The organism is Actinokineospora cianjurensis, from assembly GCF_003663795.1.
In the GTDB taxonomy this organism is placed as follows: Bacteria; Actinomycetota; Actinomycetes; order Mycobacteriales; family Pseudonocardiaceae; genus Actinokineospora; species Actinokineospora terrae.
Genome location: NZ_RCDD01000006.1, coordinates 183402 through 207117, shown reverse-complemented (window position 1 = coordinate 207117; position 23716 = coordinate 183402). Strand labels below are relative to the sequence as shown.

The following is a 23716-nucleotide window of genomic DNA, read 5'->3' as shown; positions in this document are numbered from 1 at the left end:
CGGGCGGCTCAGCCGACCGGCTTGCGCGCCTTGCGGGTACCGCGGGCCAGCCGCTGCGCCTTGATCATCGAGAACCGCTCGGCCTGGGCCTTCTTGTCGCCGAAGACCAGCTCCGAGATGGCGTCGTAGACCTGCTCCGGCCGGGGCAGGAACTCGATGTTGTTGAGCGCCTGGATCTGACCGGCCGACTCGACGACCATCGTGCCGTAGCCGAAGACCCGCCCGGTCGCGGTGCGCTTGTAGGTGAGGTCGGTGACCTTGCTGATCGGCATCATGAGCACCCGGGTGGTGAACACCCCGGTGGTCATCATGAACCGCTTGTCGGTGACCACGATCCGCTCCACCCACCACTCGATCACCTGGTAGGTGAAGCGGAGCACGACCACGAGCGCGACGTACCAGAGGATGTTCTGCACCAGCCACGCCTGCGGCGGCAGCAGGTACGAGACCATCACGCACACGGCGAGCAGGGCGACGGCCTCGAACACCTGCCACGCCAGGCTCGCCCAGTGCCTGCGAACGCGGATGACCCGGCGCTCGGAGTCGAGCAGGTACTCGTCAGGGTCCCTGGGCGCGAACATCCTCCGACGCTACTTCGTCTCAGCTCTGGAAAACAGTGCGGACGAAGGTGATCACCGCTTCGGCCCCCTCGCGGAGGCTGGTGAGGATGGAGTTCACGATCCCCGCGGACTGGACCGGCTGCGTCACCAGGAAGAAGACGAGCAAAGCGGCCCCAGTGATGATCAAGATCTTCTTGATGTCCACTGTGATCTACCCCGTTCCGTACGCACCCTGCATGGCGCCTGTTGAAAACCGTTGTACCGCACTCGGCGGCGCTAAGGGAGAGTAGTCAAGCTCTTGGGGCAACGCGGAGCGTGATCACCCGGCGATCGCTACTCTGCGTCGTCGTGAGCGGAGATCGGATTACGAGGATCAGGTGTGTCGGCGGCCTCGTCCGTGATGAGCGCGATCGGCTGCTGCTGATCCGGCGCGGCCGCGAGCCCGGCGCCGGACTGTGGTCGATCCCAGGTGGGAAGGTCGAGCCAGGTGAGTCCGACCCCGAGGCACTGACGCGGGAGATGGCCGAGGAGACCGGTCTCGTTGTCGTCGTCGGCGACCGGGTGGGCACGGTGGAGCGACCCGCGCCGGATGGGCTGTTCGAGATCCACGACTACCGCTGCACCGTCACCGGGGGTGATCTTTCGCCGGGTGACGACGCCGATGCGGCCACCTGGGTGGATCTTGCGATGTTCACCACATTGGATGGCCGTAATGCCCTGGTGGCAGGGCTTTCCGAGACCTTGGCCGAGTGGGGTGAGCTGCCGCGATGACGGGAATCAGACAAGCCACGCCATGCGCTCACCGTGCATGGCGGCGCGCGCGAGAGCGGCAGAAGTCGGGACCCCGCCGTCCCACCTGGTGAGCCCCACGACGCTGAACGCGGGCTGCCCCTTGGCCGGGACGAGGTCGTCGCGATCGGGCAGGACGTGGTGCAGCCCGACGGTGTAGACCTCGTCGCTGACCCACCAGAGCGCGCGCGTCTCAGCGAGCTTGGCGACAGCGGCCACGAAGTCCGCGCGGTCGCTCTCCGACAGGTAGGGCAAGACGTGACTGGTGATCACGACCAAGGGGACCGAGGTCGGGATCAGCGCGGCGGCCTTGTCGAGGTCGGCGATCGCGTCGCCGCGCACCAGCTGCGGCGGGCTCTTGCGCTGGAGGGCGGCCGCGGTGCTGAACAACCGTTGGCGTTCGGGTTGATCCGCCCAGATGCAGGCTTCCAGCCACGCGGCGGCGTCTTCGTCAGCCAGGTCTACCGGCGCGCGGTCTAGACCGACCCGCTCGGCTACGGCGAGCTTCTTGGGGATGGTCGGCAGCACCGCGTCGGGGCCCAACTCGAGCGCACAATGCAACCCAAGAGGCGTCTTGGTAGGGCCAACGACGATCTGGCCGGACTGCTCTGTCTGGTACCGGTAGCCGTACCGGTCGAGGTTGAGCAAGAGCCCGGCAGAGCAACCGACTTCCAGCAACCCGATGGGGGCGCCTGCCTGTTTGGCCGCCAACGACACCGCCGGGTAGAGCAGCGCGGCCCGGCGCACCTCGTTGGTCTGGGTGGTGTGCGCGGCGACGAGCGCCCGGATCTTCTCAGACCGCTCGACGACGAACTGGCGGAACATCGGCCACGTCGCGGCGTCGACCCCGTAGCTGCCACCCATGGACGGGTAGTAGTTGACGAGCTCGTGGAACGGCTCAGCCTGGAGCGCCCGGTGCACGGCGGCGAGCAGCAGGGTCGCCGTCTCGAACCCGGGCTGGGCGGCGGTCAGCAGGTCGGCGACGCCGTCGTCCTCGGCGGCCCGCTCGGCGAGGTGCTGGTAGAGCGGTGATACCCCGGCGGCCTCGACCTCGGCAAAGCGCCGCAACCGGTGCTTGACCTCGTCCAGCGACACGGTCACGGCGTTCCCTCCGTCCGCCCGGGTTGTCCCCAACCCGGCAGTTAGACCTTCGGCTCCGGTCGTCCCGGTTGCTCACCCCCGCGCGCCTCACCGTAAGAGCGCTTGGGCACCATCACCTTCCGGCGGAAGGTGCAGACGACTGTTCCGTCCTGCTTGTAGCCCCGTGTCTCGACATGCACAACCCCCCTGTCGTCTTTCGACTTGGACGGGGTCTTGTCGAGCACCTCGGTCTCACCGTAGATGGTGTCACCGTGGAAGGTCGGCTTCACGTGCCGCAACGACTCGACCTCCAGGTTCGCGATGGCCTTACCGGACACGTCCGGCACCGACATCCCCAGTAGCAGCGAGTAGATGTAGTTGCCGACGACCACGTTCTTGCCGAAGTCGGTGGTGTTCTCCGCGTAGTGGGCGTCCAGGTGCAGCGGGTGGTGGTTCATGGTCAGCAGGCAGAACAGGTGGTCGTCGTACTCGGTAACCGTCTTACCCGGCCAGTGCTTGTAGGTGGCACCGACCTCGAACTCCTCGTAGTAGCGCCCGAACTGCACGTGGGTGGGAGGGGGGGTTGAGTTCAACAGAGCCTCCTATGTGACCGGCGAGTAGGGATCTGTGTACGGCGGCTCCCGCCCAGGTGCAACCGGTGTGTGAGCCAGGGCACCGCGTGTGAAACGCGTTCGGTTTTGCCGCCCTGTGGCCGGGCGGTCGGCGTACGGGGGTACGCTGTCCTCCCGGTAGGCCCGCGCGTCACGCGCCCGGCCGCCGTCGACCTGAGGAGGTGAGACGCATGGGCGACCCCACCGGTCATGAAACCGACACTGGATGCAGTAGTCCCCGCGTCCCCTCCGGAGGTGCACGCCGCCGCTAGTGGCGGGCACCGTGTCACCGGCCGGGGCGCTCAGCAACCCCGGTTAAGCCGTTCGGCCAACCGGTCAGCCGCGTCGGTGCGCGACGCGTGTCGCTGGAGGTCTGATGCCCGCCATTCCCTCGTTCGGCGGCCTGAGAGGTCGCACCGCCCGGGTAGCGCCACCGACGGCGCCGATCCCGGTGCCGCTGTCGGCGTACGTCGTCGACTGCGGTGTGTACGTCGACGGGTCGCGGCTGCCGGGGCGGTGGACGCACATCGACGCGGTCGCCGAGGTCCGCAGGCGCGGCGAGGGCTTCGTCTGGATCGGTCTGCACGAGCCGGACGCCCGCCAGATCCAGGGCGTCGCGGAGACCTTCGGGTTGCACGAACTGGCGGTGGAGGACGCGGTCCAGGCCCACCAGCGGCCCAAGTTGGAGCGCTACGACGACAACCTGTTCATGGTGCTCAAGACGGTCCGCTACGTGGAGCACGAGTCGCCGACGACGGCCAACGAGATCGTCGAGACCGGCGAGATCATGGCGTTCCTCGGCGCCGACTACGTGGTGACGGTGCGGCACGGCAAGCACTCCGGCCTGCACGACCTGCGCGCGGAACTGGAGCGCTCGGCCGAACGGCTGCGCGGCGGCCCGGCCGCGGTCCTGCACGCCATCGCCGACCACGTCGTCGACACCTACCTCGCGGTGACCGACGCGTTCGAGAACGACATCGACCTGATCGAGAAGGCCGTGTTCGCGCCGCGCAGCCCGGTCAGCGCCGAGCAGATGTACCTGATGAAGCGGGAAATCCTCGAACTGCGCCGCGCCGTGATGCCCCTGGCGAACCCCCTGCGCCGCCTGGCAGAGGGCTGCTCCCCCCTGGTCCCCGACACCGTCCGCTCCTACTTCCGCGACGTCGACGACCACCTCACCACCGTCTCCGAACGCGTCACCAGCTTCGACGAACTGCTCACCACCCTGGTCGACGCCACCCTGGCCAAGATCACGCTGCAGCAGAACACCGACATGCGCAAGATCACCGCCTGGGCCGCCATCATCGCCGTCCCCACCATGGTGGTCGGCGTGTACGGCATGAACTTCGACCACATGCCAGAAACCCACTGGCGCTTCGGCTACCCGATGGTCATGGCGGTCATCTTCGTGGCGTGCATCGTGCTGTACCGCATCTTCCGCAAGAACCGATGGCTCTGAGCTCGACACACCGTCCGCCCTTTCGATGGGAGGTTCCCCCATGGCCCGGCTGTTGACCAATGTGAAGTTCTGGCTGCTCGCGGTGATCGTCACCTGGATCACGGTGGTGACGGTGATCATCGCGGAAACGCCGGGGACGTAAGGGGTTTCTGCTCGCGCACGGGCTTCACCTGGCGTGGCGGCTGCTCGCCGGCCGATCTGTCCTGTGTGGACTGGATGGGGTGCCTGTCGGGATTGGTTGTCCTGGCTGGAGGAGTTGTCCCCATGGGGGTTGGTTGTCCACAGGGGAATGATTCAGCCTTCTGTGGCGGTCAGGTGCCTCGGTAGGCTGTGTATCGGGGGCTGCTGTGGCGGGTTTGATCTTGGGCTGAGGGTGTTCCGGCTCTCGTGCTCGCCTGCGGCGTCGACGATCAACGCCTCGCCTGCGGCATTGGCCGGGGCGCGACAAAGCGAAGAGCTCGATGCGGCGAACTTGTTTTGCGCGGGGCCCCTACGACACCCGGGCAGAACCACAAAGCAGGGGCCCAAAAGCAGGCCCTGCCACGGTGAGCAACGCTACGAGTGCCGTCCCCCCACACAAAACAAGTCCACCCCATCGAGCCTGCCTGGCACCAGCGGATCCGAGGAGCGCGGTTCGGCCAACGTCGTAGAGGGGCGTGTTGGGGCCAACGCCTGGGAGGGGCCGCGTGGGAGCCAACGATCGCGAAGGCCGGGTGCGGACCACCGTCGTGGAGTCCCACCGACTCGGATCCGCAAGGTCGAGTCGACGATCGTTCGCGCTGGCCAGCGGTAGGCGAGCCGGGGCACCCGCAGGTCCCTCAGCCAGCAGATCCACTCAGGCGGTGCAAGGCGGCGGGGCGGCGAGGGTGGGGGCAGTTCGAGGTGCAGGGGCCCCAAGGGATGCGGCGAGGGTGTCAGCCGCGGGTGGTGTGGGCTAGGGAGCGGAGGTGGGCGACTAGTTCGTCCGTGCTCAAGGGGTTGACGCTGAGCCAGGGGGTTTCTTCGGCGGGGGTGGTGGCTAGGCGGTAGCGGCCGCGGGGGGTGTCCAGCCAGCGGAGTTCTTGGCCGGTTCGGTGCCATTGGTCTTCGGTGTCGTCGCGGGTGGCGGTGCCTGCTTGGCCGTTGCCGAGGACGGGTTGCAGGTGGGCGATCATGCGGCGGGTGACGCGGTCGTCGATGCCGTGGGCGTGCAGGAGTTCGTCGATCTCGGGCTGGGTCATCGGGTTCGGGGTGCCTGGGCCGTCGGGGGCGGGCAGGCGGGTGAGCATCGCCGCGAATGCCTCTTCCAGGGGGCGCATCGGCAGGCTGAACGGGGCGGTCAGCGGGGTTTCGGCGCGTGGGATCATCCGGGTGACGCGGCCGAGGGCCTCGTCGACGGTGGCGGCCCACATGCGGATCAGGCCGTTCGGGTCGGCCTGGTCCTGGGTCAGCACCAGCGCCTCGTCGCGCACCGCCAGCACGGCGATCCCGAGCGTCCCGGACGGTCCGTTGAGCACGATGTCGAGCACGCCGGTGCACGCGCGCAGCAGGTAGACGAACTCCTCGGCCACGTCGAGGGGCCCGCTCTCGTCGGCGAGCCCGCGCTCGGCGAGTTCCTCGGCGGCGGCGCGGTAGAGCACGCCGCGTTCGAGGTCGGAGGTCGCCGCGGCGGGGACCTCGATCGGGAACGGCGGCTGCACCTCGGCGAACGCGCACAGCAGGTCGACCTCGACCGGGTGCAGCGCGACGCCGGGGGCCAGCGGCGCGGTCACGGGTTGGTGAAGCGCTGCGCGGAGTTGTCGTCGCTGTCCTGGTAACCGGCGGCGGAGCGCTCGGCGCTGGCGACGAAGTCCTCCATCCGGCGCAACGCCTCCTCCAGTTGGCCCTTGAGCCCGGTCTCCCCGGCGAGCCGCTCGGTGAACTTGTCCGCCAGTTCCTGGCCGACCGGGCTGGTGCCCAGCATCGGCAGGTACGCGGGGGTGGCCAGGTCGGCGACCTCCGCGAAGATCGCGTTCAGGTCGGCGCGGACCTCCTCGACCGCGGCCGCGAACTCGCGCACCTGGTCGGGTTCGACCCGCCAACCGCCACCGGCGTTGGGCTCGTCCATGCTCACTCCCTAGCTCAGGCGCCGATGACCGGCGGTGCCGCGGTCAGGTCGGCCGTGGTGAACGGGTCCTCCTCGATCGGCACGCGCCTGCGGTGCTCGCCGTCTTCTTCCTTGTCGCGCGCGCTACCCGGGGGCATCCCGTAACCGCTGCCGGACCGGCCGTGCGGGTCGGTGCCGAAACCGCTGGCCCGACCGAACCGGCTCCCGCCGCGGCTGCCGTCGCGCCCACGGCCACCGCCGGGGACACCGGAACCGCCACCGCCTGCGAGCCCACCTCGACCTGTGCCGGACGAACCGGCGCCCGCTCCCGCGAGTCCACGGCCCGCGCCGCCACGACCACGGCTGCCGTCAGCGCCACGGCCACCGGCTCCGACGCCAGAGCCGAGCCCCGCGCGACCGGATCCGTTGGCGCCACCGCGACCACCGCCGCCGAAACCACCGGGCACGTACCCGCCACCGCCGAGGCCGATGTTGCCGGGACCGTTGCCCACGTTGCTGCCAATGCCACCGGGCAACTGGCCGCCGGTGCCGACACCGGTGAGGCCGCGCCAGTGGTTCTCCCAGCCCTTGTCGAACCCGGGCGCGAGCGACGGCGTGGTGCCCATGCTGGGCCCGCCACCGAAACCGGGTACCGGCGCGGACGGGTCAGAGGGGCCGCGGCCGGGGCCACCCGGGACGGTCACCCCCGGACCGGGGACGCCCGTGCGCGGCGGCTGCGGTTGCGGCCGGTTCACGCCGGGGTCGACGCCGTCAGCCGGGGTGCCGAAGCGCGGGGTGGTGCCATCGATGCCGAGTACCGCTGTCTCGAAGCGCTGCATGGTCTGCACTGCCTTGCGCTTCATCTTCTTCTTGTTGCTACCGAAGCCGAACGCGCTGGCAATGCCACCGAGCGCCGCACCGAAGGCAGCGCCGACAGGCCCACCGATCGCGAAGCCCGCGGCAGCGCCACCGCCCGCCGTAGCGAGGAACGGGCTGCTCGGGGAGCCGCCGGGCATCGTGCTCTGCGCCGAGCGCAGCGCGCCACCGGCGTCCTGGATGGGGTCGGCCATCTGCTGCGCGGTGCCGCCGAGCTGGGAGATCCACGCGGCGTTGCTGACCACGGTCCGCGAGGCGTCCTGCGACGCACTGCCGGACCAGAACTGCAGCAGCTTGGTCATGGAGCCGGACAGGTCCTTGGATGCCTGGGCGACCTTCTCGCCGTAGCGGGCCCACTCGCCTGCCAGCATGTCCAGCTGGCCCGCGTTGGCCTGGTCGCCGACCATGCGCTGCAACGACTTGAGCGAGTAGCCGTCCCAGTGGACACCGCCGGTCACGTAGCTGTCGTCCGCCTCGCGGCGGCGCCTGCGCTCCTGCTCGGCCGCCCGCCGGGCGGCAGCGGCGTGCTCGGCCTGCTCGGCCATCCGGCGCACCACGTCGTCGAGACCGGCGATCATGCCCGTGCCCTCCCTCACGCTGTAAAACCGACCTGTGGCTGCCCCGCCCCGGGCCGTTCCCGCGCTCCAACCGTAGCCGATAGGACGGACGATCCGGGAATGTTCGCCGAGGTTAGTACCACAGTTCGGCGGCTAGTGACCTGATGCCCGCGCGCAGGTCTTCGCGGGTCAAGGGGTTGACGCTGACCCAGCCAGTGGAGTCAGTCCCCAGTCGGAACCGACCGCGCGCGGTATCGAGCCAACGCACCTCTTCGCCTTTCCGGCCCCACTCGTCGGCATACCCGCGGCGCTCCGCGACCCCTGCCTGACCGTTGCCGAGAACCGGCTGTAGGTGCGTGGTCATCCTGCGCGCGGTGGTGTCATCGATGCCGTTGTCGCGCAGCAGCCGGTCGACCTCGTGAGCGTCCAGCTTGCGCGGTTGTTCGTCCGTACCGGTGGCGGCCTGGATAGCGCGGTAAGCCTGGTCGAGCGCTCGCTGGGAAAGGCTGAACGGAGCCGCCATCCCGGGACCGTGCTCCGGCACCAAGTCGACTAGATGCTCGATCGCATCGTGCAGCGAGAGTGCGACCACGTGCACTCTTGCACCGGGCAGCCCGATGTCTTGGCGGACGAGCAGCGCCTCGTCACGTTGCGCTAGCACCAACGCGCCCCGGCTCTGCCCGAGCCGCGCGACCATCAGGTCGACCGCGCCCGCGCTGTTGCGCAGCAGGTGGACGAAGTCGCCCGCCACACCGCGTGGACCACGACCATCCGCCAACCCCCGCCTGGCCAGCTCCCGACGAGCCACCGCGAACGCTTCCTTGCGGTCGCCGATCGCGCCGATCCGCAACGGGAACGGCGGCGACACCTCGGCGAACGTGCACAGCAGGTCCACCTCGGCCGGGTGCAGCGAGGCCCGGCCGCCGTCGCGGTACCCGGAGTCGGACTCCAGGCCGGTGGACAACTCGGTCACGTGGTGCCGCCCGAGGAGGGATCACGCCGCTGCAGGTCCCCGCGCGCGGTGTCGTCGACGTCGAGGTAGCTGTCGCGCACCCGCTCGGCGCTCTCGATGAACCCGTCCATCTTCAGCATGGCCTGGTCCAGCAGCGTCTTGAGCCCGTTCGGGCCGTTGAGCCGGTCGCCGAACTTGCGCGCCAACTGCTCGCCGACCGGACTGGTGCCCAGCTTCGGCTCCTTGCCGTCCATCCCGCCGACCTTGAGCTGCACGCCCTCCAGCCCGAACCTGGCCGCCTGCACCGCCCGGGTGAACCCGGCGAGCTGATCGGGGTCGATCTTCCAGAACCCCTGAGTGGTGCCGTTGGTCGGCTGCACGGGACCGGCGCCGTCCGGCCTGCCTGCGGAGGGGGACGTGGCGTCGGCGGGGGTGGTGGAGCCCGGCTCGGTGTGACCGGGGGTGGTGTTCGGCGCCGAGGAGTTGGGCGCCGTGGGGCCGGTGCCGGGCTTGGGGTCGGGGAGCTGGTTGTTGCCACCTCCGCCTGGGGTGGGCTTGCCGTAGTCGGGCGCGGAGCCGGACGTGGGCGGGGTGCTGGGCCTGTGGTGGTGGTCGCCGCCCTTGCCCGCCCGCGGCGTCCAGGTCGGCGCGCTGGGGACGGGTGTGGTGGGGACGGGAACGGGCTCGGGGGCAGGCAGCGGCGCACCGGTGACGGGACCACCGGGAACCGGCTTCGGCTCGGGCGCGCCAGGCTGCGTCGCGGGGTACTGCTGACCAGCACTCGGCGGCGGCGCACCCCAGCTCCCCGGACCAGCGGTCGCTTCAGGTAAGGGATTCCCCGACGGCGGGTACGGCTGCACGGGCTGGGCGGTCGCGTCCGGATAGCCGGGCCGAGCCCACGCGTCCGGAGGCTGGGTGACCGGATACGGCTGAGCACTGACATCCGGCGCAAACGGCGACTGGTTGGCCGGGTGCGGGTAGGGCTGCCCGGTCACGTCTGGGGCGAAAGGCGACTGGCCTGCCAGCTGCGGTTGCCCAGCCACGTTCGGAGCGAACGGAGACTGCCCTGCCGGGTGCGGGTAGGGCTGCCCGGTCACGTCAGGGGCGAACGGGGACTGGCTCGCCGGGTGCGGTTGCCCAGTCGCATCAGGGGTGAACGGCTGTTGGTTCACCGAGTGCGGCTGCGGGTGCCCAGTCGCGTCCGGGGCGAACGGCGACTGGCCTGCCGGGTGCGGTTGCCCGGTGATGTCCGGGGCGAACGGGGACTGGTTGGCCGGGTGCTGTGCGGCGAGGCGGGCGGCGAGGTCTGGGGAGAAGGCGGTGGGGACGGTCGCGTCCGAGGGGATGGTCAGGTGGGGGCGGCCGTAGTCCTGCGGGGCGTACTGCTGCTGCGGGTAGTACTGGGGGGCTGCCTGCTGCGGGAGCGGGGGCGTGGGTGGGGCGGGCAGCGGGGGGATCGGCGCCGGTGGGGTCGGGATGGGGTCCGGCACCGGTGGGGCGGGGATCGGGTCCGGGGACGGGGGCGCCGGGATCGGGTCGGGGGTCGGCGCCGGGGTGGGGGTGGCGGTCGGCAGGGCGCCGAGCACGGGGACCGCGACGGTCATGCCGTCGGGGACGTGCACGGGGAACTGGTGGGTCGCGTCCGACTGGGGGGTGTTCTGCTCGCGCATCGTCGTGGTCTCCCTGGCCTCAGAGCCCGATCACCGGTGGCGAGGCTTTCTGGTCCAACAGGAACGGGTCTTCCCCGTCGTACGGGTAGCGCCTGCGGTGGTCGGCGCCGCCCTCGCCGCCTTGGCCGCCGCCCATCGCACCACCCATCGGCATGCCGCCGCCCATGCCCGTGCCACCACCCGCACCACCTGCCGAGGCGGCCATACCCGCGGCGGGGACGGCCGGTCGGGGGTTGTTGCCGGTGAGCGCCTCGGTGGCGCCGACCGAACCCCCGTACTGCAAGGGGCCACGTCCCGCGTCCGCTCCGACGGGTGCGGCGCTGAGGCCACCGCCGCCGGAATAGCCGCCCGCGGAGCCGCCGTCGCCGAAGCCCTGCGCGGTGGTGCTCGGGTCGCCCTTGGTGAGGTCCTCCCAGCGCTGGACCGGGTCGGCGGAGATCGGCGGGGGTGGGGTCTGGCTCGGTGGCGCGGTCGGCGGGGTCGGCTCGGTGATGCCGGGACCCGAGTCGGACACGGGCTCGGCGAAGCGCGGGGTGGACTGGTCGATGCCGATGACGGCGCCCTCGAAGCGGCGCATGGCCTCGACCGCGCGGGCCTTGAGCTCGGCGGCCTTCTGGTCGGCGGCGAACGCGCTCTCGGTGCCCGCCGCGGTGCCGGTGACCGCGGACACGAGCGGCCCCCCGGCGTCCAGGCCGCGGGCGGCGCTGTCGGCGGCGAGCGCGGGCGGTACGGCGGGGTCGGCGGGGATCTCCGGCATGGCCGCCTGGGCGGCCTTGAGCGCGTTGGCCGCCTCCTCGATCGACGGCCCGATGTCGTGCGCGGTCTCGCCGAGGTCGGCGACCCAGCGCGCGTTGAGCTCCACGTCCTGGCGGGCCTGCTCGGCCGCGGTACCCGCCCAGAACTCCATGAGCTGCCCGAGCGCCGCACCGAGCACGCCAGCCGCCGCGGACACCTGGTCGCCCGCCTCGCGCCACTCCTGGGCGAGCTGCTGCAACTCGGGCGCGCTCGCGCTCTCCTGGACCATCTTGATCAACTGCTCCAGGGTGTACTTCTCCCAGACCACCCCGCCCGTGACGTACCGGTCGTAGCCGTGCCGCTGCATTACCATCGTTCGCTCCCCTCGGTGGCTGACCGGACCACCGCTCCCCTCGGCCCCGTGGACGATCGCTTCCGACGATGACGCTATCCGCTTGGACGCGCGCCGGACACCGACAGTTCCCTTCCCACCACTCCTCGTTTCCGACAACAGCATCGATACAGCGGGCCCCGGTTCGGTTGCCGCCGTGCTCGACTTGGTACCAGGCAACCACGACACGCTCGCGACCGCTGGTGTGGCGAGTGAGCGAACGGCTGGTTACCGGACGTTCACCTGGTCACCCGATCCACGCCAACGACACCCACTGGGGGCGGGTGCGGGTCGCTGGGGATTTCACCCGGCTGGCGCAGTGTGCGCGGGGCCGTCCGGCGGGGAAGACTTGGCGGGCGGCCCGACCCGGCCGCCCGACTGAGCTGTCCCGAGTCTGGGGAGCGAGCATGCCGCGCGACACCGGTTTCCCCGACGCCGACGCCGAGTACGACTTCCTGCGGGCGCGCCGCCGCCAGGTCCTCGCCCGGCTCAGCGCGTGGCTGCGGCGCGAACCGGACGACGTGAACATCATGCTGCCGTTCGACGAGGTCGTGGCCGCGCTCGGACGCGCCGGGGAGCGGCGGTTGGGTCTACAGGTGATCCCGCTGGAGTCGATCGTCGGCAGCGTCGACCGCGCGCGGGAGTTCGACCGCCGGTTCCGGCCGACGTCGGCGCAGTCGCGGCAACGATGGGAACGGCTGGCCCGTGCCTCCCGTCGCGGTGAGTCGACCCCACCGATCGACGTCTACCGGGTCGGCGAACTCCACTTCGTCATCGACGGCCACCACCGCGTGTCCGTGGCCCACGCGTTGGGTCTCAGCACCATCGACGCGACGGTCACCGAGATCGTCACCCGGGTGCCCGCCGAGGGGATCCGGCTGCGCGGCGACCTGATCACCAAGGACTACCACCGGGTGTTCCTGGACCGCGTCCCGTTGAGCCAGGACCGGCGGGCCACGATCTCGCTGACCGACCCGTGGGACTACACGGAGTTGAGCGAGGCGGTGGAGGCGTGGGGTTTCCGGTTGATGCAGGACGAACAACGCTTCCTCGACCGGCCCACCGTCGCGCGGCGGTGGCACGAAGAGGAGTTCACGCCGGTGGTCGAGATGGTCCGCCAAGCGGGGATCGCGACCAACCGCTCCAACGCGGAGGCGTACCTCTGGGCGATCGGCGAGCGCTACCGGCTGATCCGTTCCCACCACTGGGACGACGACGTCCTCACCACGCTCCGCGGCCGCGGCTGACCTTCGCGGATCAGGTGGTAGTGGCCGACGGTTGGGCGCGCTGGACCACCTGGTCGGCGAAGGAGTCCAGCAGTCGGGTGCCGAGTTGCTGGGAGTAGCCGAGGACCAGGGCGAAGATCAGGAGCGCTGCCTGGTTGCCGACCAGGTCGTGGAGCAGGCCGGTGCGCAGGATGAGGACCCCGACGACGGCGAGGATCGCGCCGAGGAGCACTTTGACCACGGCTTGGTACGGGGTGAGGGTGTACGGGACAACGCTGGGTTTGGTGCGGAGTAAGAGAACTACCACCGCTATAGAGGCGCCGAGCATGCCCATGAGTTGGAGCCACCAGACATCGCCACCGGTGGGCGTCGCGGTGCCGGTGGGGCAGATCGCGTCGGCGCCGGTACCCAGGCACAGCGGGAGCATGTGGTCGTGCAGCGCGGTGAGCCAGCCGACGGCGAGGTTGATCGCGAGGAGCAGCAAGCCGAACAGGATGATCCGGTTGCGCAGGCTCCGCACAGCGGTGGCGGCGTCGTGCGATGCCTGGTGCATCCCGCGCAGCGCGACGAGCACGACGTCCCGGCGCGCGGCATCCCCGAGGACGTCGAACGCGGCGGGGGCGAGCGCCCGAGCCCGCGGGTCGCGCTCGGGCAGCTTGCGGGTGACCGTGGCCCGGATCGCGGCCATCCGACTCGGCAGGTCCGGACTGGACGCGACCAGCACTTCGTCAGCCAGGTGCACCGCGCGCCACGCCCGTTCGATGTTGACCCCGGAGTACCAGCGCGCGGGCGAACTCCTCAACTCCACCGCCCGAGCCGCGATCCGCATGGCGACGTGCACCGCCTGCGGGACCTCGGCCGGGCGCTGGTCGATCTCCGCCTGCAACCGCTGGAGCCGCTCCACCACCGACATCCGCCACGCCGAAGCCGGGTGCAACTCCTCCACCCGCGTCGACCAATCCCCACCCCCTCCCACCACCTCGGACCGCCCGGCCGCCGCGGCGACCACCAACTCCCCCACCACAGAAGGCCGAACCTCGGTACCCATCCCGCATCGCCCCATCCACCAGGCAGCGCACCACGTAGTGAATGACGTCGACCCCCACCCCCAGAACATAACGACGGCACGAGCCCCAGCGAGATCACCGCCCAAACGGGCAACCATCCCTGCCCACCCGCCGGGTCGCTCCCGCCCCCACTTGAGCTTGAGCCACAGACACAACGCGGCGCACACACCGCACCCCGAACGCCTCGTCCCACGCACGCCTGCGAACACCCATCACCGAACGACGGCACCGCCCTCACTTCAGGTCCACCCCATGCGAGCGCACACCCTGCCCACCCACACCTCACCAACCACGCCTGGAAACACGACGCACCGGGCACCGGGCACCGGGCACCGGGCACCGGGCACCGGGCACCGGGCACCGGGCACCGGGCACCGGGCACCGGGCACCGGGCACCGGGCACCGGGCACCGGGCACCGGGCACCGGGCACCGGGACGAGGCGACCACGGCCGTCCGAGCCTCCGGAAGGGGGCAGGCGCGTGTCGACGCGCTTGCCCGGCCATTGGAGTTGTCCGACACCTGGAGGCTCGGGCGGCCTCGGCTCGGGGCCTGGGCGGCGCTCCGGGAGTCGACCAGTGGGCTCAGTCGGCCAGTGGGCCACAGGAGCGGCGCGGCCCTAGCGGCGACGAGGTCGTGGCGGTGGCGTGCTTCTCCGGTCAAGCCCGGGACAGGCTCCCCGCCCTGTCCACGCCACGGGAGCCGGTGGTGGCGTGGACAGGGGGCCGGGGTCGGGCGGTCAGGTTGGCCAGATCTGGATCGCGCGGACGACGAAGGGGGTGGCTGGGACGTAGGTGCCCAGCCCTGGGTAGGTGGTGAAGTCCGACTCCGTCGCGCATTCGGAGGATTCGTAGACGGTGACGTCGTGGCGGAGGAGGTTGGCTAGGGAGCGGGATTCGCGGCCTAGGACAAGGCACTCGCCTACTGCGAAGGAGCCGATGCCGAAGGTGCCGGATTCGCCGTGGAAGGACAGGCCCGACCACAGGCAGAGTTCGCCTCGTTCACACGCCACCGCGGGCGATGCCGCGGCTGGGGTCACCAGACCCAGCAGCGCGAGCACGGTCAGCAGTGCCGCGCAGACCCTGGAAAAGATCATCTCAACCACCTCGATCCCCGTGGATCGCCCCTGGTGGGCGGTCCGACGGGGACCAAGATGGCAGAGTGTCAAGACCCGTGTGGAAAGTTGTCCACAGGCCCACTCGACCGAGGTCAGCCGGTGTGGGTGAGGGTGCGGCCGTCCTTGGGGTCGAACAGGTGCAGCTTGTCCGGGTCGAACCAGACCTCGGCCTCGTCGCCCTCCTTGATGGGGGATGCGGCGGAGAGGCGGGTGACGATCTGGGCGCCGTTGTCGGTCATCTCGGCGGAGCCCGATTCGGCGGCCAGTTCGTCGAGTTCCGCGGAGGTCGCGGTCTCGCCCTCCACCAGGAAGTAGGCGAACTTGTCCGACCCCATCGACTCCAGGACCTCGACGGTGGCGGTGAACGTGCCGCCCGCCGAGCGCTCGGCCTCGTCGAGCAGCGAGGCGTCCTCGAAGTGCTCCGGCCGCAGCCCGACGATCACCTCGCGCGGCGCCGACGAGGACTCGACCAGCCGCCGGATCCGGTCGGTCAGCGGCACGGGCCCCAGCGGGGTGCGCACCTGGCCGTCAGCCAGGGTGGCGGGCAGGAAGTTCATCGACGGCGACCCGATGAACCCGGCGACGAACAGGTTGACCGGCTGCTCGTAGAGCGACTGCGGCGACCCGATCTGCTGCACCAATCCGCCACGCATCACCACGACCCGGTCGCCGAGGGTCATCGCCTCGGTCTGGTCGTGCGTCACGTACACCGTGGTCGTGCCGAGCCGCCGTTGCAGCTTGGCCACCGAGGTGCGCATCTGCACGCGCAGCTTGGCGTCCAAGTTGGACAGTGGTTCGTCCATCAGGAACGCCTTGGGGTCGCGCACGATCGCGCGCCCCATCGCCACCCGCTGCCGTTGGCCGCCGGAGAGGTTGCCCGGCTTGCGGTCGAGGTGCGCCCCGAGGTCGAGGATGCGCGCGGCCTCCTCCACCTTGCGGTTGACCGTCTCCTTGTCCACGTGCGCGAGCCGCAGCGGGAACGCCATGTTCTCCCGGACGCTCATGTGCGGGTAGAGCGCGTAGGACTGGAACACCATGGCGATGTCGCGGTCCTTGGGCGCGCGTTCGTTGACCCGCTGCCCGTCGATGCGCAACTCGCCGCCGGTGATGTCCTCGAGCCCGGCGATCATGTTGAGCGTGGTCGACTTCCCGCAGCCGGACGGGCCGACCAGGATGATGAACTCGCCGTCGGCGATCGTGATGTCCACATCGGACACGGCGAGCGCGCCGTCCGGGTACCGCTTGCTGACCTTGTCCAGAACGATCTCAGCCATGCCCCTAGCCCTTCACCGCGCCCGAGGTCAGCCCCGCGACGATGCGGCGCTGGAAGAACAACACGAACAGGATGATCGGCACCGTGATGACCACCGCGGCGGCGGACACGGTGCCGGTCGGGTCCTCGAACTGCGAGGACCCCTGGAAGAACGACAGCGCCGCCGGGACCGTCCGCGACGAGGTCGTGGAGGTCAGCGAGATGGCGAACAGGAAGTCGTTCCAGCAGAAGATGAACACCAGGATGGCCGTGGTGAACACACCGGGGGCGGCCAGCGGCGCGATGACCCGGCGGAACGCCTGGGCCGGGGTCGCGCCGTCCATCTTCGCCGCCTTCTCCAGCTCCCACGGGATCTCCCGGAAGAACGCCGAGAGGGTGTAGATCGCCAGCGGCAGCGCGAAGGTGATGTAGGGCAGGATCAGCCCAGGCCAGGTGTCGAACAGCCCGAGCGAGCGCTCCATCTCGAACAGCGGCGTGACCAGCGAGACCTGCGGGAACATCGCGATCAGCAGCGAGACGCCGACCAGCAACCGCTTGCCGGGGAAGTCCAGCCGCGCGATCGCGTACGCCGCCATGGTGCCCAGCACGACCGCGATCACGGTCGCGATCAGGGCGATGCCGACGGAGTTGAGCAGCGCGCGCAGGAACTGGTTGGTGGAGAAGATCTCCACGTAGTTCTGCAGCGTCCACTCGCGCGGGATGAAGTTCTTGTCGGTCAGCGTTTCCTTGGTCTTGAACGACAGCGAGACGATCCACAGCACCGGAACCAGCGCGTAGACCAGCACCACGACGTCGATCAGCGCCCACCGGAACTTCGCCGCCCGCTCGGTGCCTCCCATGACGGCCATCAGCGCTTCCCCCCGTCGTTGCCGGGCGCGGCCGCGCCGAAGACCTTCACGAAGATGAACGCGATGACGGCGACCGCGAGGAAGATGAGCACCGACATGGTCGACCCGACGCCGAGGTTGAGGCCGCGGATCAGGTTGTTGTAGGTCTGCATGGACACCGAACCGGTTTGCTGGGCGCCGCTGGTGAGCACGAAGATGTTGTCGAAGATGCGGAACGCGTCGAGCGTGCGGAACAGCAGCGCGACCAGGATCGCGGGCTTCATCACCGGCAACATCACCTTGGTGAACCGCTGCCACGGCGACGCACCGTCCATAGCGGCCGCTTTGAGCAGGTCTTCCGGTACCAGTGCGAGACCGGCCATCAACAGCAGGGCCATGAACGGCACGGTCTTCCACACCTCGGCCAGGATGATGATCGCCAGCGCCGAGGCCCGCTGGGTCAGCGGGGCGGAGTCACCGAAGAGCTGGGCCAGGTAGCCGGTGGTGTCCTCCCAGGCGTAGCGCCAGGAGAACGCCGCGACGACGGTCACGATGCCGTACGGGATGAGCGCGACCGTCCTGATGAGACCCCTGGCCACCAGCGTGCGGTGCATGACCAACGCCAACGCCATGCCCAGCACCAGTTCGATGACGACCGACACGACCGTGATGAACGTGGTGACCCCGAACGCTGTCCACCAGTAGGAGTTGGTGAGCACGGTGACGTAGTTCGCCAGCCCCACGAACTCGCGCTCGGCGGGGAACCGCAGGTCGTAGCGCTGCAACGACAACCAGACCGAGTAGATGATCGGGTACGCCGTGACCGCGATCATCACCAGCGCGGCGGGCGCGCACAGCCACAGCCCGAGCCTGCGCTCGGCTTTCTTGCCCTCGCTGACCGCTTTCACGGCAGGACCCCCTTCGAGTCGAGCGCGTCCTGCAGCTCGGTGCGCAACCGCTCGGCGGTCTTCACCGGGTCGATGTCCGACGGGGGCGACAGGATCGTGGAGATCAGCGTGGACACGTTCTGGTACGCCGGGGTGATCGGGCGGACCGCCGGGTTCTTCAGCTCCTCGAGGATGGTGTCGCGCATCGGGTACGGCTCGGCCATCTCCGGGTCGGCGTACACCGATTCGATGGTCGGCGGCACCCCGGAGTTGATCGCCGAGAACTTCTGGTTCTCCGCGCTGCGCAAGCACTTCGCCGCCTCGAACGCCTCCGGCTTGTGCTGGGAGTAGGAGCTGACGGCGAGGTTGAACCCGCCGAGGGTCGCGGTCCCGGACTTGCTCTCGTCGATGGCCGGGTAGGGCGCCCACTTGAACACCTTGGCCAGGTCCGGGTTGGACTTGCCCATCGAGGCGTAGACGAACGGCCAGTTCAGCTCGAACGCGGCGGTCTTGCCCGCCTCGAACTCCTGGCGGATGTTGTCCTCCTTGGCGTTGGACAACGACGGGCTCGCCGACGACGACCGCGCCAGGTCCCGCAACGCCGCCAGCGCCTTGACCGCGCCGTCGTCGACGACCGCCTTGGTGCCGTCGTCGGAGAGGATCTTGCCGCCCGCACCGGCGGTCAGCTGGGAGAACTGGACGACAAGGCCCTCGTACTGGGCGCCGGTCATCAGGATGGTGCCCGGCTTGCCCTGCGACTTGAGCTGCTGCGCCTGCTGGATCATCTCGCCCCACGACTTGGGCGGGGTGGGCACGAGGTCGCTGCGGTACCAGAGGAGTTGGACGTTGGTGTTCTTCGGCGCGGCGTAGAGCTTGTCCTCCCACTCGGCGGTGGCCAGTGGGCCTTCGAGGGTGCCGTCCTCGACGTCGGCCTTGTCCTGGCCGGTCCACTCGGCGATCCAGCCCGCCTCGGCGAACTCGGAGACCCAGGTGACGTCGAGGCCGAGGACGTCCATGTCGGTGTCGCCTGCGGCCAACCGGCGCACCATCTGCTCGCGCTGGTCGTCGGCGCCGCGCGGCAGCACGTTCAGCGCGATCTTGTACCGACCGCCCGCCGCCGCGTCGCACTTGGCGATGACCTGGTCGAAGTTCTCTTCGGTGGAGTAGTAGACGTTGACGGTGATCCCGCCGGTTTCCGAACCACAGGCCGCCGGCAACGGGCTAGCGATGAACGCGGCGCACAGCGCCGCTCGCAGGCGTCGTCCTCGGCGGCCGGACCCTCGATGAGCACGCCCCATCGTCCGACCTCCTTCCGACGGCTACGCCGAGGGAAGGCTGACCCGAACGACTCCCAAGCACCTCGACGTGCGCCGTCACGCGGGTAGCTCGGTACCCGCGACCGGGTCACCTGAAACTAAGTCGGCTGCTGGAGGCCCGCAATTCGACGCGGCGAAGGGTCTAGCCGACGCCGCCGTTCGGCCTAAGCGTGAGCTTGGCCAGCAGGTCACGGCCCCGTTCGGCGTTGCGCGGCTGGGCGAGGACGTCGTAGCGACCGGCGACCAACTGGGTGGCCGACGCGATCTCCCGACCCCGCCCCCTGGTGCTCGCGTACCCGGCCGCGGCGAACACGACGCCGAAGACGACACCGATGCCGAGCCCGACCAGGATCGGGCCGAAGGAGGCTTCCTGCTGGTTGAACAGCCCGAGCAGCAGCCCGACGAACAGGCCGAACCAGGCGCCCGACAGCGCGCCGGTGCCGAGCACCTTCGGCCAGCTCAACCGGCCGATGACCCGCTCGACCAGCATGAGGTCGACCCCGACGATGGTCACCTCCTCGACGGGGAACTCGCTGGCGGCCAGGTGCTCCACCGCGCGGTGGGCCTCCTGGTAGGTGTCGTAGGAGCCGATCGGCCACCCGGTCGGCGGCGTCGGGACCTTGGGAAGACCCTGGTTCGTTCGTCCAGGGCCGGAGAACGCACCGGTCATGTCCCCATCCTGCCAACCTGGGCCCAACCGTGCGAACCCGACACCGTCACCGGGACTTGTACTCCCTGAGCAGCCCGCGCGAGATGATGGTCTTCTGGATCTCGCTGGTGCCCTCGCCGATGAGCAGGAACGGCGCCTCGCGCATCAGCCGCTCGATCTCGTACTCCTTGGAGTAGCCGTAGCCGCCGTGGATGCGGAACGACTCCTGGGTCACCTCGGCGCAGTACTCGCTGGCCAGCAGCTTGGCCATGCCCGCCTCGACGTCGTTGCGCTGCCCGGAGTCCTTGAGCCGGGCTGCGTTGACCATCAGCAGGTGCGCGGCCTCGACCTTGGTGGCCATCTCGGCGAGCTTGAACGCGATGGCCTGGTGCTCGGCGATGGGCTTGCCGAAGGTGTGCCGCTGCTGCGCGTAGTCCACGGCGAGCTCGAAGGCGCGGATCGCGATGCCGCAGGCGCGGGCGGCGACGTTGACGCGGCCGACCTCGACGCCGTCCATCATGTGCGCGAAGCCCTTGCCGGGGGCGCCGCCGAGGACCTTGTCGGCGCCGATCCGGTAGCCGTCGAACACGGCCTCGGTGGTGTCGACGCCCTTGTAGCCCATCTTCTCGATCTTGCCGGGGATGGTCAGGCCGGGCGCGACCTCGCCGAAGCCCTCCGGCTTGTCGACCAGGAACGTGGTGAGGTTCTGGTGCGGCTTCTCGGCGCCCTCGTCGGTGCGCGCGAGCAGGGCGATCAGGTTGGAGCTGCCGCCGTTGGTCAGCCACATCTTGGCGCCGTCGACGGTGTAGGTGTCGCCGTCGCGCCTGGCCCTGGTCTTGATGGCGGCGACGTCGGAGCCGAGGTCGGGCTCGGACATGGAGAACGCGCCGCGGACCTCGCCGGTGGCCATCCTGGGCAGGTAGTGCCGCTTCTGCTCGTCAGTGCCGTGCTGCCTGACCATGTGCGCCACGATGAAGTGCGTGTTGATCACCCCGGACACGCTCATCCAGCCGCGCGCGATCTGCTCGACCACCAGCGCGTAGGTCAGCAGCGACTCGCCGAGGCCGCCGTACTCCTCGGGGATCGTCAGGCCGAACAGACCCATCTCCCGCATGCCGGCGACGATGTCGGTGGGGTAGGCGTCGGCGTGCTCGAGGGCCTGCGCGTGCGGGATGATCTCCTTGTCCACGAAGACCTTGACGGTGGCCAGGATCTCCCGCTGGATGTCGGTCAGTCCGGCGGTCTGCGCGAGGCGGGCCATGCGAGCTCCCTGCTTGTCCCGGGGTTGTTACCGGCCAGTATGTCGCGGTTAACGCCCGTTCGCGCCCCCGAAGTGCTCCGGACCACATGCGTCGGCCCGGGCTTGATCCAGCCCGGGCCGTTTGACGGTCTCGGTATCGGGTTACTCCTCAGCCAGCCCGCAGCTCAAGCGCGGTCCCGCAGTCCTTGCAGTCCTCGGCGAGCACGTAGACATCCGCACCGCAGTCGGTGCACGAGCGGAAACTGCGGTCGAACAGGTCATCCCGCTGCCGGTGCCGACCACTGAAGAAGCTCAGCACGCCACGCGACTCGGAAGGAAGGCTGTGTCTACCCATGCCGTCCAGGGCACCCCACAGCCATGGTCACGAGCAAGTCTCCCCCGTGATCTGTGCGTTATGTCACGGCAACCTCTCACCCGTTGTCACGTCCTTGACCTGCACCGTAATCACAGCGTGAACATCACACGGCGATCACACCAGCCGTCCCCAGTCAACCCAGGGTGACTTAACCGCCGCCTGTGGCTACCGCTCGTAGCGACTCCATTGCTCTCCGGTCGACGCTTCCCGGCTCAGGCGTCGAGCGCGAGCAGCCAGTCGTGCACATGAGGACACCGAGCCCTCAGCGCCTCAACCCCGAGCGCCGCCACCGCGAGCGGCCCCTCGACAGTCTTGGCATAGTCCGGGCAGACGGCCATCAGCCGCTTGGAGGGTGCCGTCGCGGGACCTTCGTTGATCAACTCGGGTGCACCTGCCCGCGCGACCTCTTCCGCGAGCCTGGCCGCCAGGCTCGGATCACCCCGCAGATCGGCGAGTTGCGCGCCTGCCGCGAACACCCATGCCTCGAACTCGTGCAGGACCACGTTGGGCAGGAATCGCCGGTCGTCGATCTCCCTGGCCATCGCTGCCTCGACATGGGCGACCCGCTCGTAGGCACCGTGGGCGGGCCGATCGGCCATGCCGGGACAGTCCTCCGGCAGGCCGTAGAAGTCGACGAGCGTGGTCAAGATGCCGATGCTCGAGTCCCTCAGCAGGAGGCGGATCTCCCGCTGGAGTTTCCCCCAGGTCGCGAGCCCACCGCGGTGCGCGGGTCCACGCGCGGGACGCCGGGTGGTGATGATCGAGAAGGTGACCGCCCAGCCTGCGTGCTCCAAGTGCGGCCGCAGGACCTCGATGACGACCGCTTCCTCGGTCTGCCCCTCTACCAACAAGTGCAGGCGGCGGAAGCGGTCAGGCATAGGGGCCGCTCCCCGCGGGGCCGGGCCGTCCGCCCAAGAGGTTCTTCTCCCAGAGCTCACCGAGCGAGTACTCGTCCAGCCAGGCGGTCAGCCGCTGTGCGTCCGGCCTGGTGAACACCGAGCTCCCGCCGTCCCGCTCGACGACGATGAGGTCCTGCAGGTCGAACTGGTTCATCAGGGTCACCGACTGCGTGGCCAGCAGGACCTGAGCGCGGTTGCTCGCCTGGTGGAGCAAGCCCGCGAGCTGCACGATCGCGAACGGATGCAGGCCGAGTTCCGGCTCGTCCAACACGACCAGGTGCGGCAGGTTGGGCTGGAGGAGCAGGGTGGCGAGGCAGATGAACCGCAGCGTCCCGTCCGACATCTGGTTGGCGGAGAAAACGACATCGGTGTCGACCTGCTGCCACCGCAGGCGCACTCGGTCGTTGCCCTCCGGGTGCAGGACGAAGTCCCGGAAGAACGGGGCGACCTGCCGGACCACCGCGACGATCCGCTGGTACGCGGTGGAATCAACACCGTCGCGCATCGCCAGCAGCACCGCGGCCAGGTTTCCCGCGTCCGACCGCAGTGCCAGGTTGTCCGCGGTCGGGTTGAGCCGCTTGACCGGGGCGTCCCGACTGGTGTCGTGGAAGTGGAAGACCCGACAACCCTTGACCAGGTCGTAGGTGTCCTCGAAGGGCGGGAACATCGACTGGCCGATGGGCGCGCGGGCGCCGCGACCACGGCTGGGGAGCCCGCTCTCGGTATGTCCGACACCCAACGGGATCGCCATTCCGTCGGACTCGACCACTTCCTCGGCGAAGATCAGCTCATCGTTGGCGCCTGGCACGAGGAGTGCGGTGTAGGACCGGTTCGGCCCCCTGAGCACGACTCGGATCGAGTGGGCAGGTGTGACCCGGTCGAGCAAGGCCGAGGCTCCGCCGTTGACACCGACGTGGAGTCTCAGCTCCCGGTCGGCGATCCGGCCCAGGAGTTCGAGTACCCGGATGAAGTTGCTCTTCCCGGACCCGTTCGCTCCGATGAAGACGTTCAGCCTGCCCAATGTCACGGTCGCGTGGGAGATCGAGGTGAAACCCTCCACCTCGATCTCGCTCAGCGCGCCGCCGGACACAGCGGA

At 69.7% G+C, this 23716-nt stretch carries 24 protein-coding genes; 3 read left to right on the top strand and 21 right to left on the bottom strand.

The annotated features are described in order from the left end of the window. Window positions 1-8 precede the first annotated feature (8 nt). A complete protein-coding gene (locus tag CLV68_RS28180) occupies window positions 9-581 on the bottom strand; it encodes a PH domain-containing protein (RefSeq protein WP_092785379.1) in 573 nt (190 codons plus the stop codon). A 19-nt stretch (window positions 582-600) separates the two neighbouring features. Continuing rightward, window positions 601-765 (bottom strand): hypothetical protein, encoded by a 165-nt coding sequence (locus CLV68_RS34305; RefSeq protein ID WP_169735350.1) that lies wholly within the window; start codon window positions 763-765, stop codon window positions 601-603. Window positions 766-908: 143 nt separating this feature from the next. Here CLV68_RS34305 and CLV68_RS28175 point away from each other — a divergent pair, with 143 nt between their 5' ends. Further along, entirely contained in the window at window positions 909-1331 is a 423-nt protein-coding gene (locus CLV68_RS28175) for an NUDIX hydrolase (protein WP_121394047.1), read from the top strand. Between the two features lie 6 nt (window positions 1332-1337). On the opposite strand, the gene CLV68_RS28170 is transcribed toward CLV68_RS28175, so the two are convergent. Beyond that, entirely contained in the window at window positions 1338-2450 is a 1113-nt protein-coding gene (locus CLV68_RS28170; protein WP_121393925.1) for a DUF2332 domain-containing protein, read from the bottom strand. 41 nt (window positions 2451-2491) lie between these two features. Beyond that, window positions 2492-2995 carry a MaoC family dehydratase gene (locus tag CLV68_RS28165; RefSeq protein ID WP_121393924.1) on the bottom strand — a complete coding sequence of 168 codons (504 nt, stop codon included), beginning with the start codon at window positions 2993-2995 and terminating at the stop codon, window positions 2492-2494. Between the two features lie 421 nt (window positions 2996-3416). On the opposite strand from CLV68_RS28165, the gene CLV68_RS28160 reads away from it, so the two are divergent. Further along, window positions 3417-4499 carry a magnesium and cobalt transport protein CorA gene (locus tag CLV68_RS28160; protein ID WP_121393923.1) on the top strand — a complete coding sequence of 361 codons (1083 nt, stop codon included), beginning with the start codon at window positions 3417-3419 and terminating at the stop codon, window positions 4497-4499. A gap of 914 nt (window positions 4500-5413) precedes the next feature. Here the strand turns inward: CLV68_RS28160 and CLV68_RS28155 are convergent. The 6 genes from CLV68_RS28155 to CLV68_RS28135 all read right to left on the bottom strand — a co-directional run bounded on the left by CLV68_RS28155 (window position 5414) and on the right by CLV68_RS28135 (window position 11727). Next, complete coding sequence (locus tag CLV68_RS28155; RefSeq protein ID WP_170224633.1) at window positions 5414-6250, bottom strand: ESX secretion-associated protein EspG; 837 nt, start codon at window positions 6248-6250, stop codon at window positions 5414-5416. Then, window positions 6247-6585, bottom strand: a complete 339-nt coding sequence (locus CLV68_RS34300; protein WP_170224632.1) for a hypothetical protein — start codon at window positions 6583-6585, stop codon at window positions 6247-6249. The genes CLV68_RS28155 and CLV68_RS34300 overlap by 4 nt, the downstream gene beginning before the upstream one ends. Before the next feature lie 14 nt (window positions 6586-6599). Beyond that, on the bottom strand, window positions 6600-8036 hold the full coding sequence (locus tag CLV68_RS28150; RefSeq protein ID WP_147460192.1) for a hypothetical protein: 1437 nt from the start codon (window positions 8034-8036) through the stop codon (window positions 6600-6602). A gap of 94 nt (window positions 8037-8130) precedes the next feature. Further along, complete coding sequence (locus CLV68_RS28145; RefSeq protein WP_121393920.1) at window positions 8131-8970, bottom strand: ESX secretion-associated protein EspG; 840 nt, start codon at window positions 8968-8970, stop codon at window positions 8131-8133. Continuing rightward, window positions 8967-10619 carry a hypothetical protein gene (locus tag CLV68_RS28140; RefSeq protein WP_121393919.1) on the bottom strand — a complete coding sequence of 551 codons (1653 nt, stop codon included), beginning with the start codon at window positions 10617-10619 and terminating at the stop codon, window positions 8967-8969. The genes CLV68_RS28145 and CLV68_RS28140 overlap by 4 nt, the downstream gene beginning before the upstream one ends. A gap of 19 nt (window positions 10620-10638) precedes the next feature. After that, the gene (locus CLV68_RS28135; protein WP_170224631.1) at window positions 10639-11727 is read right to left on the bottom strand and encodes a PPE domain-containing protein; all 1089 of its coding nucleotides are present in this window, start codon (window positions 11725-11727) and stop codon (window positions 10639-10641) included. A gap of 425 nt (window positions 11728-12152) precedes the next feature. On the opposite strand from CLV68_RS28135, the gene CLV68_RS28130 reads away from it, so the two are divergent. After that, the gene (locus CLV68_RS28130) at window positions 12153-12992 is read left to right on the top strand and encodes a ParB N-terminal domain-containing protein (RefSeq protein ID WP_121393917.1); all 840 of its coding nucleotides are present in this window, start codon (window positions 12153-12155) and stop codon (window positions 12990-12992) included. Window positions 12993-13002: 10 nt separating this feature from the next. Here the strand turns inward: CLV68_RS28130 and CLV68_RS28125 are convergent, their stop codons facing one another. The 11 genes from CLV68_RS28125 to CLV68_RS28080 all read right to left on the bottom strand — a co-directional run bounded on the left by CLV68_RS28125 (window position 13003) and on the right by CLV68_RS28080 (window position 23710). Then, complete coding sequence (locus CLV68_RS28125; RefSeq protein ID WP_121393916.1) at window positions 13003-14019, bottom strand: hypothetical protein; 1017 nt, start codon at window positions 14017-14019, stop codon at window positions 13003-13005. A 756-nt stretch (window positions 14020-14775) separates the two neighbouring features. Beyond that, window positions 14776-15132: a peptidase inhibitor family I36 protein gene (locus CLV68_RS28120; RefSeq protein ID WP_121393915.1), complete on the bottom strand. Its 357-nt coding sequence runs from the start codon at window positions 15130-15132 to the stop codon at window positions 14776-14778. 113 nt (window positions 15133-15245) lie between these two features. Further along, a complete protein-coding gene (locus CLV68_RS28115) occupies window positions 15246-16427 on the bottom strand; it encodes an ABC transporter ATP-binding protein (RefSeq protein ID WP_121393914.1) in 1182 nt (393 codons plus the stop codon). A gap of 4 nt (window positions 16428-16431) precedes the next feature. Further along, a complete protein-coding gene (locus CLV68_RS28110) occupies window positions 16432-17274 on the bottom strand; it encodes a carbohydrate ABC transporter permease (RefSeq protein ID WP_281245099.1) in 843 nt (280 codons plus the stop codon). Then, on the bottom strand, window positions 17274-18161 hold the full coding sequence (locus tag CLV68_RS28105; RefSeq protein WP_121393913.1) for a carbohydrate ABC transporter permease: 888 nt from the start codon (window positions 18159-18161) through the stop codon (window positions 17274-17276). Before CLV68_RS28105 ends, CLV68_RS28110 begins: the two co-directional genes overlap by 1 nt. After that, window positions 18158-19438: an ABC transporter substrate-binding protein gene (locus CLV68_RS28100; protein WP_121393912.1), complete on the bottom strand. Its 1281-nt coding sequence runs from the start codon at window positions 19436-19438 to the stop codon at window positions 18158-18160. Before CLV68_RS28100 ends, CLV68_RS28105 begins: the two co-directional genes overlap by 4 nt. Before the next feature lie 160 nt (window positions 19439-19598). Beyond that, the gene (locus CLV68_RS28095; RefSeq protein WP_121393911.1) at window positions 19599-20126 is read right to left on the bottom strand and encodes a YflT domain-containing protein; all 528 of its coding nucleotides are present in this window, start codon (window positions 20124-20126) and stop codon (window positions 19599-19601) included. Window positions 20127-20172: 46 nt separating this feature from the next. Further along, the gene (locus CLV68_RS28090) at window positions 20173-21366 is read right to left on the bottom strand and encodes an acyl-CoA dehydrogenase family protein (RefSeq protein ID WP_121393910.1); all 1194 of its coding nucleotides are present in this window, start codon (window positions 21364-21366) and stop codon (window positions 20173-20175) included. A 148-nt stretch (window positions 21367-21514) separates the two neighbouring features. After that, the gene (locus CLV68_RS33535) at window positions 21515-21700 is read right to left on the bottom strand and encodes a hypothetical protein (protein WP_143073685.1); all 186 of its coding nucleotides are present in this window, start codon (window positions 21698-21700) and stop codon (window positions 21515-21517) included. 233 nt (window positions 21701-21933) lie between these two features. Beyond that, window positions 21934-22599 carry a DUF4276 family protein gene (locus CLV68_RS28085; RefSeq protein ID WP_121393909.1) on the bottom strand — a complete coding sequence of 222 codons (666 nt, stop codon included), beginning with the start codon at window positions 22597-22599 and terminating at the stop codon, window positions 21934-21936. Beyond that, window positions 22592-23710 (bottom strand): AAA family ATPase, encoded by a 1119-nt coding sequence (locus CLV68_RS28080; protein ID WP_121393908.1) that lies wholly within the window; start codon window positions 23708-23710, stop codon window positions 22592-22594. Before CLV68_RS28080 ends, CLV68_RS28085 begins: the two co-directional genes overlap by 8 nt. Window positions 23711-23716: the final 6 nt, after the last annotated feature.